The 13,770-nt window shown below is 53.1% G+C and carries 16 protein-coding genes; 15 read left to right on the top strand and 1 reads right to left on the bottom strand.

What is annotated here, in order from left to right; translation table 11 throughout:
* Positions 1-4: 4 nt before the first annotated feature.
* The 12 genes from ABWV47_RS07575 (at position 5) to rplP (ending at position 9,340) form a co-directional block, all read left to right on the top strand.
* Complete coding sequence (locus ABWV47_RS07575; protein WP_353310335.1) at positions 5-2,500, top strand: hybrid sensor histidine kinase/response regulator; 2,496 nt, start codon at positions 5-7, stop codon at positions 2,498-2,500.
* A gap of 669 nt (positions 2,501-3,169) precedes the next feature.
* Positions 3,170-3,478: a 30S ribosomal protein S10 gene (gene rpsJ, locus ABWV47_RS07570; protein WP_044028221.1), complete on the top strand. Its 309-nt coding sequence runs from the start codon at positions 3,170-3,172 to the stop codon at positions 3,476-3,478.
* 12 nt (positions 3,479-3,490) lie between these two features.
* A complete protein-coding gene (rplC, locus tag ABWV47_RS07565) occupies positions 3,491-4,216 on the top strand; it encodes a 50S ribosomal protein L3 (RefSeq protein ID WP_353310332.1) in 726 nt (241 codons plus the stop codon).
* A complete protein-coding gene (rplD, locus tag ABWV47_RS07560) occupies positions 4,213-4,830 on the top strand; it encodes a 50S ribosomal protein L4 (RefSeq protein WP_299423801.1) in 618 nt (205 codons plus the stop codon). The genes rplC and rplD overlap by 4 nt, the downstream gene beginning before the upstream one ends.
* The gene (locus ABWV47_RS07555) at positions 4,827-5,123 is read left to right on the top strand and encodes a 50S ribosomal protein L23 (protein WP_058238271.1); all 297 of its coding nucleotides are present in this window, start codon (positions 4,827-4,829) and stop codon (positions 5,121-5,123) included. Before rplD ends, ABWV47_RS07555 begins: the two co-directional genes overlap by 4 nt.
* Before the next feature lie 134 nt (positions 5,124-5,257).
* Entirely contained in the window at positions 5,258-6,103 is an 846-nt protein-coding gene (locus tag ABWV47_RS07550) for an RHS repeat-associated core domain-containing protein (RefSeq protein WP_353310329.1), read from the top strand.
* A 6-nt stretch (positions 6,104-6,109) separates the two neighbouring features.
* Positions 6,110-6,352 carry a hypothetical protein gene (locus ABWV47_RS07545; RefSeq protein WP_353310326.1) on the top strand — a complete coding sequence of 81 codons (243 nt, stop codon included), beginning with the start codon at positions 6,110-6,112 and terminating at the stop codon, positions 6,350-6,352.
* Positions 6,353-6,697: 345 nt separating this feature from the next.
* Positions 6,698-7,540: a 50S ribosomal protein L2 gene (gene rplB, locus ABWV47_RS07540; RefSeq protein ID WP_353310324.1), complete on the top strand. Its 843-nt coding sequence runs from the start codon at positions 6,698-6,700 to the stop codon at positions 7,538-7,540.
* Positions 7,541-7,543: 3 nt separating this feature from the next.
* Entirely contained in the window at positions 7,544-7,822 is a 279-nt protein-coding gene (rpsS, locus tag ABWV47_RS07535) for a 30S ribosomal protein S19 (RefSeq protein ID WP_353310321.1), read from the top strand.
* Between the two features lie 3 nt (positions 7,823-7,825).
* Positions 7,826-8,206: a 50S ribosomal protein L22 gene (gene rplV, locus ABWV47_RS07530; protein ID WP_353310319.1), complete on the top strand. Its 381-nt coding sequence runs from the start codon at positions 7,826-7,828 to the stop codon at positions 8,204-8,206.
* On the top strand, positions 8,206-8,913 hold the full coding sequence (gene rpsC / locus ABWV47_RS07525; protein ID WP_353310316.1) for a 30S ribosomal protein S3: 708 nt from the start codon (positions 8,206-8,208) through the stop codon (positions 8,911-8,913). The genes rplV and rpsC overlap by 1 nt, the downstream gene beginning before the upstream one ends.
* Before the next feature lie 13 nt (positions 8,914-8,926).
* Positions 8,927-9,340, top strand: coding sequence for a 50S ribosomal protein L16 (gene rplP, locus ABWV47_RS07520; RefSeq protein WP_164644444.1), 414 nt, complete (start codon positions 8,927-8,929; stop codon positions 9,338-9,340).
* A gap of 221 nt (positions 9,341-9,561) precedes the next feature.
* On the opposite strand, the gene ABWV47_RS07515 is transcribed toward rplP, so the two are convergent.
* On the bottom strand, positions 9,562-11,727 hold the full coding sequence (locus ABWV47_RS07515; RefSeq protein ID WP_353310313.1) for a methyl-accepting chemotaxis protein: 2,166 nt from the start codon (positions 11,725-11,727) through the stop codon (positions 9,562-9,564).
* Between the two features lie 207 nt (positions 11,728-11,934).
* Here ABWV47_RS07515 and ABWV47_RS07510 point away from each other — a divergent pair, with 207 nt between their 5' ends.
* From ABWV47_RS07510 to ABWV47_RS07500, 3 genes are all read left to right on the top strand, one after another.
* A complete protein-coding gene (locus ABWV47_RS07510; protein ID WP_353310310.1) occupies positions 11,935-12,555 on the top strand; it encodes a TIGR02466 family protein in 621 nt (206 codons plus the stop codon).
* Positions 12,556-12,766: 211 nt separating this feature from the next.
* Complete coding sequence (locus ABWV47_RS07505; RefSeq protein WP_353310307.1) at positions 12,767-13,084, top strand: hypothetical protein; 318 nt, start codon at positions 12,767-12,769, stop codon at positions 13,082-13,084.
* Positions 13,024-13,671, top strand: coding sequence for a hypothetical protein (locus ABWV47_RS07500; RefSeq protein ID WP_353310304.1), 648 nt, complete (start codon positions 13,024-13,026; stop codon positions 13,669-13,671). The genes ABWV47_RS07505 and ABWV47_RS07500 overlap by 61 nt, the downstream gene beginning before the upstream one ends.
* Positions 13,672-13,770 lie beyond the last annotated feature (99 nt).

Genomic DNA, 13,770 nt, shown 5'->3' with positions numbered 1-13,770 from the left:
GAGAATGATCGGGCGGTGGCCCTACTTGTTGTTCGCAGGCTTGTTGGTCGCCAGCCTCCTCTCTGTAGGTGTGCTCGAGCGTAAGGTCTTCGCTGATCTGCAAGCGCTTGCGACGGCTCAGAACGATGATGTCAGCTGGACCATGTCGCAACTGGAGGTTGAGCTGATGGGATTGCAGAACGCAATTCTTGACGCTCGAGCAGAGGCCACTGGCGAATTTAGCACTGTCAGGAAGCGCTTTGACATTTTTTTCAGCCGGATCACCACGTTCCGGCAAAGTGCATTTTTTAAATCTCTCTCGAGTGACGAAGATACGGTGAAGAGGTTGGCCATCGTGGTCGATTTTTTGGATGTGACCGCACCAGTCATTGATGCAGATGACGGTCTACTAGAAGCCGCTTTACCAGACTTGAATATTGCGGTTGTCGAATTGCGTACGGTGGTTCGTGGGCTCGCTCTCGCTGGGGTCGAGGTGTTCTCACAGCAAGAGGCAGAGAGGCGTGCCACGCTTTCAGGAACTCTAAAGCGATCCGCCTATGGCCTCGTCCTTTTGATCTGCCTTTTGATGTTTGCTGTCGGGATTTTGATTACTCTCTTTCGACAGGGTTTGAGGGTTTCGCAAATGAGTGAAGTCGCACGCGCTAGATACGAGGCCGCAATTGCCTCGTCACTGGATGCGGTTTTAGTCGTTGATACAAACGGTCGGATCATGGAATTCAATGGCGCGGCTGAAGCGGTATTTGGGTATAGCCGTGAAGAAGCCCTAGGCGCAGATATGTCAGAGTTGGTTGTCCCTGCGCGGTTGAGAGCGCTGCACAGGGACGGAATGCGCAGGTTCTTGAAGACTGGCGAAGCCCACGTCATTGGAAAAGGGCGTTTGCGTTTGGAAGGGTTGAGAAAGTCGGGCGAAGTCTTTCCTGTTGAACTGTCAATTTCGCTCTCTGATGCGAGCGGCGAGAGAGTATTTGTTTCTTTCCTTAGAGACATCACCTCTGAGTTGATAGCAGAGGAAGAATTGCGTTCAGCTCTGACGAAAGCGCAGGACAGCGAACGTGCAAAATCTGATTTGCTAACCGTGATGAGCCACGAAATGCGGACTCCGTTGAACGGTATTCTTGGGTCGCTAGATGTTCTGGAGAAAGACGGGTTGAGTGAGAAGCAAGCCCAGCATCTCAATGCGATCTCTGTGTCCGGCGAATTGTTGTTGTCGCATGTGAACGATGTTTTGGAGCTGTCAAGCATTTCAGCGCAAGCCCTCGATGAGAAACGCGATGTATTTGATTTGAAAGCTTTGGTTCAAAGCACTTTGGACAGTTTACAGGGTCACGCAGAAGCCCGGAATAACAAGCTGACAGTCGAGTTCCTCACGCCAGATTTGACATGGGTGACAGGCAATCAAACGTCTTTTCAAAGATGTCTGGTCAATTTGGTTGGGAACGCGCTCAAGTTTACCGAGGATGGGATCGTATCGGTCGACGTTGAGCGGTTAGATAACAGTGAAGTGGTAGAGGTGCGCATTGCTGACACCGGTGTCGGTATAGCGCCTGAAAATCTCGGAAGGATCTTCGAAGAATTTGTGACCGTGGATACAGCCTATGATCGCACAAACAGCGGGACCGGCCTTGGTTTAGCTATCACCAAGGGATTGCTCGAGGGGATGCGGGGCTTCATTGAGGTGGAAAGCGAACTAAATGAGGGCAGTTTGATAACGGTTCGCGTACCACTGCCTCCCGTGGCGCAACGCGAAGCAACACCGGTGTCTGGTTTCGGAGAGCAGAGTTTGCCCTCACTACCCGCGGGCTTCCGATGTCTCGTCGTTGACGACAATAAAATCAACCGCGATGTATTGACGGCTATTTTGACGGAATTGGGCGGCGTCGTAACGGAAGCCAGCGATGGATTTCAGGCAATTGATCTTGCTGCTGAGACAGCCTTCGAAGTTATGTTCTTGGACATCAGCATGCCTGAAATTGACGGGATTGAAACGCTTGCTCGCATCCGCACGCGAAGCGGTGCATCGCAAAACGCGACAGCAATGGCCGTCACCGCGCATGCCGCTCCGGCCGATCATGCCAAAATCCGTTCCGAGAGCTTTACCGACGTGCTGATAAAACCTCTCAACAAGGCCGTAATTCACCAGTCTCTTGCTGCCCTTTGGGGGATAGATGTGGTCGATGATTTCGTCGGTGAATCAGAAAAGAAAATTCCGGAGTTCCTTCAGCAATTCGGTATGGAGAAATTTCAGGCTGCACTCGATGAAGCTCTTATTGAAATCGAAGATTTGCTATCATCTATATCTGAGAGTTCTTACATCAGTGAAAAAGTGCGAGAAGAGGCTCACCGCCTCTCCGGTTCGGCGGCAATACTTGGCTTGGAGCCATTGTGGGTCGCTTTGCAAGAACTTCAAAATTTTCCCGATGATGCGTGGGGTGAGGGCCAAAGCACCCTAATTTCAAACATCCAAGCCGAGGTCGATCACGCACGGAAGACTTGGGCCTGAAAATATGTTGTTCGAAGCTCTTCGTTGGGCAACAGCCCGACTATAGCGAAGCGTTGCGGGCTTGCGGTACAATCTTAGTCCGACTTCGAAAACGAGCGCTGGGCCTGTCAATATCGCACTCCGATCAGTAGCCCGAAAAATAACAAGTACCACGTTCTCTACTGGCGACCTTTGGGTCGCTCATGGCAGGCGTTCTAAGAAGAATTGTTGAGGAACCGATATTGCCGAAGTGCACGTTAGTTTCTTGAACGCGGTTTGAACTCTGGAGGTGCCCACCGTGCTAGGGCACATCGCTTTGGCCGTAGTGTGGGGTTCGATGTAAACGGTTGTGGCGAACACAGTTGGTAAGGTCAGCCATGCGGCAGTTCTCGTGCGCCCAATGGAGTGACTTAAAATCGGGCCGACATATCGTGTGGACAGTGCGCTTCTTAGTACTGCCCGCTAAATGTCAAAAGGTAAGCGGATGAAAGGCACGTGGTTTTGATGAGAAAGTGAACCGAAAGACGGAATATGGATTAATTCCTTGCCAGTCTTTGGAATCGGCTGTAAAGGGCGCTGGTTCCTATCGTGAACGTAAGGCGGGCTTTGTCCCGTCTTTTGGGTTCGACGAGGGTTTGCGATGGTCGCGGCTCCTCCTCTCAACTCCAACGCCTATACAAGGCTGACGAAATGCAAAGTCAAAATATTCGCATTCGGCTGAAGGCTTTTGATTACCGTGTACTGGATGCCAGCACTCAGGAAATCGTGAACACTGCAAAGCGCACCGGCGCGCAGGTTCGTGGCCCGATCCCACTTCCCAACAAGATTGAGAAGTTCACCGTTCTGCGTGGTCCACACGTAGATAAGAAATCCCGCGATCAGTTCGAGATCCGTACGCACAAGCGTCTGCTCGACATCGTTGATCCGACCCCGCAGACCGTAGACGCGCTGATGAAGCTCGATCTGGCGGCCGGCGTGGACGTTCAGATTTCGGTATAAGGAGAGTATCTGATGCGCTCCGGTATTATCGCGAAAAAAGTGGGCATGACCCGCTTGTTCATGGAAGACGGTAAACAGATCCCTGTGACCGTTCTTTCCCTCGACGGCCTGCAAGTTGTTGCTCAGCGCACCGAAGAGACAGACGGTTACACCGCTGTTCAACTCGGCGCGGGTACAGCAAAGGCCAAACGCACCTCCAAAGCCATGCGTGGCCACTTCGCAGCAGCGAAAGTGGAACCAAAGCGCAAGCTGGTTGAGTTCCGCGTTCCAGCTGAAGGTCTGATTGAAGTCGGTGCGGAAATCTCCGCTGAGCACTTCCTTGAAGGTCAAAAAGTGGACGTTGCGGGCACCTCGATCGGTAAAGGTTTTGCCGGTGCTATGAAACGCCACAACTTCGGCGGTTTGCGCGCGACACACGGTGTCTCGATCAGCCACCGTTCGCATGGCTCGACTGGTCAATGTCAGGATCCCGGTAAGGTTTTCAAAGGCAAGAAAATGGCCGGTCACATGGGCGCAGTCCGCGTGACCACGCAGAACCTCGAAGTTGTCAAAACTGACGCTGACCGCGGTCTTCTGTTCATCAAAGGTGCCGTTCCTGGCTCCAAAGGTGGCTGGGTCTCCGTTAAGGACGCCGTGAAGAAGAAAGCTCCTGAAGGTCTGCCTTTCCCGGCAGCCGTAAAAGCAGCAGCAACGGAAGCTCCGGCTGAAGAAGCGCCTGCGGAAGGTGGTGAAGCATGAAACTTGACGTGATCAAACTTGACGGCTCCAAAGCCGGTTCGGTTGAACTGTCCGAAGATCTGTTCGGTCAGGAACCACGTGCGGACATCCTGCACCGTGTGGTCCGTTGGCAGCGCAACAACGCGCAGGCTGGCACTCACAAGGTGAAGACCCGCTCTGAAACTTCTTACTCCACAAAGAAGATCTATCGCCAAAAAGGCACCGGTGGCGCACGTCACGGTGACCGTAATGCGCCGATCTTCCGTGGTGGTGGTATCTACAAAGGTCCAGTTGTGCGTAGCCACGGCCACGACCTGCCAAAGAAGTTCCGCAAGCTGGGTCTGAAGCACGCACTGTCCGCGAAAGCGAAAGCAGGTGAGCTGGTTGTGATCGAAGATGCCGCTTCTGAGGGCAAGACTGCTGCTCTGGCCAAACAGGTGAAAAACCTGGGCTGGAAACGTGCTCTGGTCATCGACGGCGCTTCTGTGAACGAAGACTTCCTGAAAGCATCGCGCAACATTGAAGGTCTGGATATCCTGCCAACAATGGGTGCGAACGTTTATGACATCCTCAAGCGTGACACTCTGGTGATCACCAAGGCGGGGATCGAAGCACTGGAGGCTCGACTGAAATGAGCGCGAAGGCAGAACACTATGATGTGATCCGCAAGCCGGTCATCACCGAGAAATCCACAATGGCGTCTGAGAACGGTGCCGTGGTTTTTGAAGTGGCGATCGACAGCAACAAACCCCAGATCAAAGAAGCCGTAGAGGCGCTCTTTGGTGTGAAGGTCAAAGCGGTCAACACCACCATCACCAAGGGTAAAGTCAAACGTTTCCGCGGCCAGCTTGGCAAGCGTAAAGACGTGAAAAAGGCTTACGTGACCTTGGAAGAAGGCAACACAATCGACGTGTCCACCGGTCTGTAAGGACTGCTTTCTTTGAGACATTGAAAAGCCCCCTGCCAGTGATGGCGGGGGGTTTTTTTTGTTGTCTCCTGAATGCAATTGTATAGAGTTGTGGGGAAACACGCTCCGGGAGAGTTTTTGCTGTGTTAATTTGATTGATTGTTTTGCAAATTGGATTTTTGATCGCCGCGACGCAAGTATCCGCGATGTTCATTCAACCTGACTGGTTCGAGGCTAGCGATCCTGCTGTTGGAACCAATCGATATGCGTACTCTCACAATGATCCTATCAATTTGGCAGATCCAGAAGGCAATATTCCCTACAATCCCGGTGGATCGACAAGTACCGGTTGGACTGATCACGAAGACGGTAGAGAAACTTACGATAGCCGTACAGACCGTTGGTCGAACGATTATGCCGAGCGCTCCTTCGGTGCGGGAGACGTCGATGGTATGCATACTGTGGGTGTCTATGATCCAGTAAACTATTCATCCAATGAATTTGGCAGTAGAACCCAGAGTCTGGAGGTGCATTCAGGTAACTTCGATAGGTCTCGCAGCTTCAGAACTGAGGTTTATGATATATTAAATATCCGGGGAATCGCCGCTACTGAGAATTTTCCAAAGGGGATTGGAGCTGGTTTGATGGGTCTTTCAAGGTGCATTCAATCCTGTTCCGATGGTGCAGCCGCAATTGCGGCTGCATTAGATTTATATCAGAGTTCGCCCCCGCATGTCCGTCGTGAAATCGCAAGCTATGTGCGTCAACAGTTGAGAAAGGGGAGTCCTGCCTACGTCGCCGGAAGAATGGTACCTGGCGGGGTTATTGGGGGCGTGGTGGGCCGGTTTATGGTAAAGAAATTTGGTGCAGAAGCATCCATGTCTCTTGGTATCTTGTCCGCGCTTGGTGAAGTGGGGCATCGAGTCAATGAAGCCCGAAACGTTGGACTTGATGTTGGAGTCGATTTCATTGCAGGCGTGCTTTCGGGTAGAATAAGGTAGCTTCAAATGGTTTCTGGATTGCAGTCTTTTTTTTGGGGAACAATTGGAATCGCATTGATCGCAATCGATTTGGTGCAGATTTTTCCAGCATTGAGTCTCAGTCGTTGGCTGCTGCATTTTGATTTTTCTGGTCAAGTGGCGCTATTTGGCGCAATTTTATTTTACCTTCTTTTAGTGCCCCTTTTGATAAGTTTTTTTGATAGGTTGTTTGGATTTCTTTTTAAGAAGGCAGGAAGTGACGGCGAGTGACGCACAGCACTGAGTTGGCTGAAAAATAAGTGCGGCTTGGTCTATTCGGCCTGAGTCGGGTGAAATCTGTCGCTGACAGAGGATGGCGTAGTAATTTCGACAATGCTCTTTTGGGAAACCAACAAAAACAAGTCCTCCTATAGACACCCCCCCCCATCCCCGCTATATCGCGCAAGTCGTGTGGCCTCAGATTCGTTCTGGGGCTGCTCACTTTTGAGAGTCGGGCACCTACGGGGGCCTATAACATTGGCACCTTAGTAGTTGGTTTGAATTCAAAACCAGCGAGCAGGGGCCTTCATCTACGCAGAGAGCACGCTCTTTGCATGCACACGGAAGACAGAAAGCATGGCACTTAAGTCGTATAAGCCGACGACGCCGGGCCAACGTGGGTTGGTGCTGATCGACCGTTCGGAGCTCTGGAAAGGACGCCCCGTCAAATCCCTCACTGAGGGTCTGACGAAATCGGGTGGCCGGAACAATACCGGACGGATCACATCGCGTCGCCGCGGTGGTGGGGCGAAACGCCTCTACCGGATCGTTGATTTCAAACGCAACAAATTTGATGTAGCCGCAACCGTTGAACGGATCGAATATGACCCGAACCGGACTGCGTTCATCGCACTCGTAAAATATGAGGACGGCGAGCAGGCCTATATCCTTGCTCCTCAGCGTCTGGCTGTTGGTGATCAGGTGATCGCCTCTGCTAAGGCTGACATCAAGCCGGGCAACGCAATGCCATTCTCTGGCATGCCAATCGGTACGATCATTCACAACATCGAGCTGAAGCCAGGCAAAGGCGGCCAGATCGCCCGTGCAGCTGGTACATACGCTCAGTTTGTGGGTCGTGACGGTGGTTACGCTCAGATCCGCCTGTCGTCTGGTGAACTGCGCCTCGTGCGTCAGGAATGCATGGCCACCGTTGGTGCCGTGTCCAACCCCGACAACTCCAACCAGAACTACGGTAAAGCCGGTCGTATGCGCCACAAAGGCAAACGTCCAAGCGTCCGTGGTGTGGTCATGAACCCGATCGATCACCCTCACGGTGGTGGTGAAGGCCGGACCTCTGGTGGTCGTCACCCGGTTACTCCTTGGGGTAAGCCAACCAAAGGTGCACGGACCCGCAACAAGAACAAAGCGTCGCAAAAGCTTATCATCCGCTCGCGTCACGCCAAGAAGAAGGGACGTTAATCTATGTCTCGCTCTGTATGGAAAGGTCCTTTCGTCGATGCTTACGTGCTTAAAAAAGCCGAAGCAGCGCGCGATTCCGGCCGCAACGAAGTCATCAAGATTTGGTCTCGTCGTTCCACCATCCTGCCCCAGTTTGTGGGTCTGACTTTTGGTGTTTACAACGGCAAGAAGCACATCCCTGTGAACGTCACTGAAGACATGATTGGTCAGAAGTTTGGTGAATATTCGCCAACTCGTACCTATTACGGTCACGCAGCTGACAAAAAAGCGAAACGGAAGTAAGTCATGGGCAAGGTAAAGAACCCCCGCCGCGTGGCCGAAAACGAAGCAATGGCGAAAACCCGCATGCTTCGCACCAGCCCGCAGAAATTGAACCTAGTGGCCGGCATGATCCGCGGCAAGAAAGTTGAGAAGGCTTTGACCGATTTGACTTTTTCCAACAAGCGGATCGCACAGGACGTGAAGAAATGCCTTCAGTCCGCGATTGCCAATGCCGAGAACAACCACAACCTTGACGTCGACTCTCTGGTCGTTGCTGAGGCCTATGTGGGTAAAAACTTGACTATGAAGCGTGGTCGTCCACGTGCTCGTGGTCGTTTCGGCAAGATTATCAAGCCGTTCTCGGAACTCACCATCAAGGTGCGTCAAGTTGAGGAGCAAGCCTAATGGGTAATAAAGTCAATCCGATTGGCATGCGCCTTCAGGTGAACCGCACCTGGGACAGCCGCTGGTATGCTGACACTAAGGACTACGGTGATCTTCTTCTGGAAGACATCAAAATCCGTGAGTTCATCAAAACTGAGTGTAAGCAAGCTGGTATCGCACGTGTGATCATCGAGCGCCCGCACAAGAAGTGCCGCGTGACTGTTCACACTGCACGTCCGGGCGTGATCATCGGCAAAAAAGGCGCTGACATCGAAACGCTTCGCAAGAAGATCGCTGCGATGACTGACTCCGAGCTGCACCTCAACATCGTTGAAGTGCGCAAGCCGGAACTCGACGCAACGCTGGTTGGCGAGTCTATCGCTCAGCAGCTGGAGCGCCGTGTGTCTTTCCGTCGCGCGATGAAGCGTGCCGTTCAGAACGCTATGCGTATGGGCGCCCTGGGTATCCGGGTGAACGTTGCAGGCCGTCTGGGTGGTGCAGAAATCGCACGGACCGAATGGTATCGTGAAGGCCGAGTGCCTTTGCACACCCTGCGTGCCGACATCGATTACGCACATGTGGAAGCCACGACCGCTTACGGGATCATTGGTATCAAAACCTGGATCTTCAAAGGCGAGATCATGGAACATGATCCACAAGCACGTGATCGCCGCGCTCAAGAAGTCCAGGATGGCCCAGCACCTCGCGGTGCAGGCGGTCGTCGCTAAGGGAGACTGATCAATGCTTCAACCAAAGCGTACTAAATTCCGCAAGATGCACAAAGGCCGCATCAAGGGTCTGGCTAAGGGTGGTTCCACCCTTAACTTCGGCTCCTTCGGCCTGAAGGCAACCACACCGGAGCGTGTGACTGCTCGCCAAATCGAGGCAGCACGTCGTGCAATGACCCGTCACATGAAACGTCAAGGCCGTGTTTGGATCCGTATCTTCCCAGACACTCCTGTGACCTCCAAGCCTACCGAAGTCCGTATGGGTAAAGGTAAAGGTTCTGTGGATTACTGGGCTTGCAAAGTTAAGCCAGGTCGCGTGATGTTCGAAATCGACGGTGTTGACGAAGACATCGCACGTGAGGCTCTGCGCCTTGCCGCGATGAAACTTCCGGTCAAAACGCGCGTCGTGGTTCGCGAAGACTGGTAAAGGTTTGGCGAGCTTTGCTTGCCTAGCCAAAGAATTGAGCCTCCGCCGGGCAACTGGCGGAGGCTTTTTTGTCAAATTCATGAACCGCCTCACTTCAACATTCGAGTCCGGCAGCGCCTTGAGTTGTCTTCTTGTTTCAGTAGCAACACTTGGATCAAAAAAGCCCCTGCCGAACGGGCAGAGGCCTTTTAGCTTAATGGTTTCAAATGAAGTGCAGCCGCTTAGGCCGCATCCCATTCCTCATCCAATGTATCTTCGGACTTGGGCTCGGCTGCTTCACTCTTGAGCGTGAAACCGTCCACCGCACGAACAAGGTTTTCCGCTTCTCCCAACAGGACTTGTCCTGACGCTGCAGTCTCCTCGAGCATGGCCGCGCTCTTCTGGCTGTCGCGGTCGAGGTTTTCCACGGCCGCGTTCACCTCTTTCAGCCCGGTGGACTGCTCCACGGCGTTCTCGGCAATCTCGTTCACTTTTCCGACGACCTGCTCTACGGCTTGCATGATTTCACCGAGTGAGTTGCCGGTTTCATCCATTAGGTCGACGCCGTTTGCCACTTCTGATTGTGAACTGGAGATCAGCATGTTGATTTCATGTGCCGCTTCGGATGAGCGCTGTGCAAGTGCGCGAACTTCGGAGGCAACCACTGCAAAGCCGCGACCTGCATCGCCGGCACGAGCAGCTTCCACGCCTGCGTTCAACGCCAGCAGATTGGTTTGGAAAGCGACGTCTTCGATCAATCCCGATATCTGAGAAATCGCATCGGAACTCTCTTTGATTTTCTGGATAGCAGCGACAGTTTGGTCCGCGACATCACGTGTGGTTTCTGCCTTCTTCTGTGCGTCGTTGACGTGTGCACGTGCTTCTTGAGCACTGTTGGCAGTGTGGTTCACGGTTTCTGCGACGGTCTGCAGCGAGGATGAGGTTTCTTCCAAGGACGCCGCAGAGATTTCTCCACGCCGAGAAGCATCATCGACAGAAGACGAGATCTCTTGCGAGGTATTGTTGAGGACTTGGCCAGATGCGGACAGCTGACGCACCATGCCGTCAAGGCTGTCGGTCAAGTGGGTGATCGCATCAGAGATATCTTTGAAGACACCTTTTTGGCCATCTGGCATCTCATGCGTGAGATCACCTGTCGCTAGGGTATCCAATGCGACCTGAACGTCGCCCAGACCTTTTTCAGCCACTTCACCAATGGTGTTCACACCCTGACCGAGATCTTTGAAGACGCCTTCTGCACCTTCGACGTCAATACGACGGGAGAAATCACCTTCGCCACAGGCCTCGATCACTTTGGTGATCTCACGGGTCATGTGCACTTTGGTTTCTTCGGTTTTGCGGAAGTCTCCAACTGCCTCAGAAATGGCCGAAAGCTCTCGCATCTTGGACTTTGGCAAATCTTTGGAGAAGTCTTCGTTCATCATGTCTTTAAGGACGACATCAATTCGCTTCAATGGCTTGGCGATGCCACGTGCCAAAAGGAGAGCAAAGATGGCAAAGATCGACGCCCCTGCGATTGCAGCCCACTGAGAGCTGGCTTGCGCCCTTTGGCTGAGCTGATCGCTCTCTACGCGGACATGATCCAGTGCTACGGCGACGTCTTGGACAATGGCATCCATATAGGGAGCGGCATCGGAGTAGCGCGCAGAGACCTGCTCGCGGGAGCCGCGCTCTTTCAGTGTTTCTTGGACCAACGTTTCAAAGGCCACCTTATAGGCCGCCATCACCGGCAAAATTCCTTCACGTTGTGCAGCATTGTCATAGAAGAAAACTGGAAATGCTTCGAACTCTTGCAGGCGCGCGTTGACTTCTTCCAGCCAAATTGGGTCCGCTGAGATGATGAAGTCTTTCTCGTGTTGGCGCATTGTCAGCACATTGACTTTCAAGACAGGGATGGCGACATCTTTGAGGCTCTCGGTGACCGTGTCCGATGCGGCGGCCAGCTCACCGCGCAGCCCTTCCGTATCGGTGAGGCCCAATCGGTGGTTGCTGTCGACCACATCTTGAAAACTGAGGACGTATTGGGTCGCATTTTCGATCAGCATTGGAAGATTGGCAATCGACTCTTCAAGACCAGGAATTTCGGGAAGCACACGTTCCAGAATTTCGATTTGTTCATTCATACGCAAAACGACAGAAGCATGTTTGTCGACATACTTGTCATCAAGCCGCAGCAGGAAGTCTTTCTCTGCGCGGCGGGCCGTCAGAAATTCGACCTTTAGCGTTTCTATGGCAGCATTGGCTTCTTCGATTTTTTTAACTCGAAGCTGCATCTCGTCTCGCATTTCGTGCGAGTAAAGCGAGATTCCTGCCAAACCAGCCATAACGCTGATGGCCGTTACGATGATCATAAGGATCGCGAAGGAGACTGTAATTTTGCGTTTCATGGTTGTGTACCCTGTTACGGTAGGAGGGCTAAAGGATCGTGGCAAGAAGTTGTAAAGTCGGAGTGTTAAAAGAGTGTGCCCCCCAGAAAAACGGGTTTTGTCGGGAGTTGCTAAACGTGTTTATTCAACGCTCATAGGTTGTTACCGGCACATAACTGTTGATTTGTACCTCTCGTAAATCGAGACGAAGTGGAGTAGTAACCCTTCATGTCGACCATCGAATCTCTTTTTGTGACCCGCTTGTATCGTGCCAAGATTTCAGAATTTGGCGTGCCTGTTGATGCTGAGGAACTGGAGGCGTCTTGCTTCTCCATCGCGGGAGATGACGAAGCGGGGCAGGCGTGGTGTGAGGACAATGCTTACCCCGGGTACACATCTTATGCTTCGCTGACGGATTTGCCGTGGCGGTTCCCGATATTTGCGGATGTGGTGGCTTCGTTGGATCAGCATGTGGCTGCGTTTGCCAAAGATCTCGAGTTTGATTTGGATGGTCGCGCGCTTAAGTTGGAAGACATCTGGATCAACATTCTGCCTGAGGGCGGAATGCATGCCAGCCATATCCATCCCCATTCGGTGATCAGTGGAACCACCTACGTGTCCATGCCCGAAGGCGCTAGTGCGTTGAAATTGGAAGATCCTCGGTCCGCGCGGATGATGGCGGCACCGGTGCGTCGCAAGGAGGCGCGGCGGGATTTGAAGCCGTTCATTTATGTCCAACCTGCTGTTGGAGATGTGCTGCTTTGGGAAAGCTGGCTGCGCCATGAGGTGCCGATGAACACCTCTGAGGATGAGCGGGTTAGCGTGAGTTTCAACTACATTTGGGAGTGACGCAGAGCGTCGCGCAACACCCAAATCACAACGTCGGTATTGCGTCTGTATCGCGACTGTATTGCGGAGGTGCGCATGTCGTCGTCCCCAGTGCGTCCGTTAACTCTACGCGCGGCTATTTATTGCCGTGTTTACCCGTGCCGATGTATCCGCAATTCGGTTCAAATCTTAGCGGTTTGAAACATCGGGAAGCGGAAAGCGTAAGAACGTAATGAGGAAGACAACAAGTGCAGCTCTGGTGGCGTTGATGGCTGGGTGTATGTCCATCGCCCATGCAGACACAGTGACCTTTGGCGAGGTTGGGATGCGGGTTGAAACGCGGTCTCTGAGCAGAGACGCACTCAACGCTTCAGTGGGGTCGACCTTCGAACCGGAGGCGTTTCAGGCCAGCAAGCTGGCGGGACACTTTGGTGTCGCCACGGGAACCGGACTGACTTGGGCATTGCAGGGCTGTACACTAAGACGTCTTTGTCAGCGGTCACCAATGGGCTTGAAACCAATGAAGGTGTCGACGATGCCGCGCAGCTGACAGCCACCATGGGGCGCTACAAAAACGATGTGCATTGGGGCGGCATTGTGGGCGCAGGGCAAATCCGCTTCATAGGTGATGACGCGGATCAGGACATGACATACGGTCTTGTGGGCGGCGGCATTGGTGTGGAACGCGGGAGCTGGGCGTATGGCGGTTCGCTGATGTTGATCAACGCCACCGCCGCCGACAACGCCGAAACACTGGACAACGCAGTATTGGCAAAATTTCAGGCAGAATACGCCTTGGCCGCTGAGCGATCGTGGATGGGTGTTTATGCGCTTTACGCTGACGGGGACCAAGATGCGGATGGCGGCGCAGATAAGACACGTGGACCGGGGGCAGGCATCTATCTGCGTCAGCAGATAGGAACGTGGGGCGCGCGCAACGACGTGATGCTCAATGCAGGTCTGGATATCATGAAGCTCAAAGAGGCGGGCGGTTCAGGGACTGACACCACGTCGGCGACTAAAGCGTATGTGGGTGTCAGCATTGCGCTGGGTAGGGCGTCTACGCCACGCGCAATGCGCATGGCCTCCGCGCCGGAGAGCGGTTTTTTGCAACTTCTGACGCCGTACGCGGATTAGAACAAGGCGTCATTGATCTCAGTAGCTCGGCGGGGAGTGCGTTCGGTTTTTTGCCGAGGTGGTAAAGTGTCCCGAAAGGCCCTTTTTAGGGTGACAGTA

The organism is Shimia sp. NS0008-38b, assembly GCF_040370365.1.
Classification (GTDB): domain Bacteria; phylum Pseudomonadota; class Alphaproteobacteria; order Rhodobacterales; family Rhodobacteraceae; genus Shimia.
Note: the sequence above shows the minus strand (reverse complement) of the source record. Positions and strands in the feature narration are given on the sequence as shown.